This is a genomic window from Flavobacterium bomense, assembly GCF_003970355.1.
Map to the genome: position 1 here is coordinate 1 of NZ_RYDJ01000304.1, position 1,005 is coordinate 1,005.

The 1,005-nt window shown below is 38.9% G+C and carries 1 pseudogene; it reads left to right on the plus strand.

Features of this window, described 5'->3' with window-relative positions:
• Nucleotides 1-1,005, plus strand: a pseudogene (locus tag EKL98_RS17485) (ATP-binding protein); the annotation flags it as partial.

Sequence of the window (1,005 nt, forward strand, 5' to 3'; positions counted from 1 at the left end):
GAGGTAACCATCAAGGATAAAACGGTTACTGTTCGCGATTACGGTCGAGGAATTCCCCTTGGAAAAGTGATTGATGTGGTTTCTAAGATGAATACGGGTGGGAAATACGATTCTTTGGCCTTCAAAAAATCCGTCGGTTTGAATGGCGTTGGGACAAAAGCAGTGAATGCTTTGTCCAGTTATTTTCGTGTGGAATCCGTTCGGGATGAAAAACAAAAAGCCGCTGAATTTTCAGGAGGAAATCTGGTTTTGGATGAAGAAATTATCGAAACCACCAAACGTAAAGGAACGAAAGTAACCCTTATTCCCGATGAAACAATTTTCAAAAATTACAAATTCCGTTACGAGTACATCATCAAAATGCTCAAAAACTATTGTTACTTAAACAATGGTTTGACCATATTATTCAACGGCGAAAAATATTTTTCGGAAAATGGATTGAAAGATTTGTTAGAGGAAACCATTAGCGTTGAAGATTTAGAATATCCAATCATTCACCTGAAAGGCGACGACATCGAAATCGCCTTGACACACAGCAAAACACAATATTCCGAAGAATATCACTCCTTTGTAAACGGACAAAATACCACACAAGGAGGAACACATTTGGCTGCTTATCGCGAAGCCATTGTAAAAACCATTCGAGAGTTTTACAACAAACCATTCGAAGCTTCGGATGTTCGAAAGTCCATTGTTACTGCGATTAGCATCAAAGTAATGGAACCGGTTTTCGAATCACAAACCAAGACCAAATTAGGTTCGACCGATATGGGTTCAGATCCAGGAATGCCTTCGGTTCGTACTTTTGTAAATGATTTTGTAAAAAACAAATTAGACAGTTATTTGCATAAAAACCCAACAACTTCCGATGCGTTGTTGCGTAAAATTTTGCAAGCCGAGCGAGAACGTAAAGAACTTTCTGGCATTCGAAAACTAGCTACAGATCGAGCCAAAAAAGCCAATTTGCACAACAAAAAATTAAGAGATTGTCGAGCGCATCTTCCC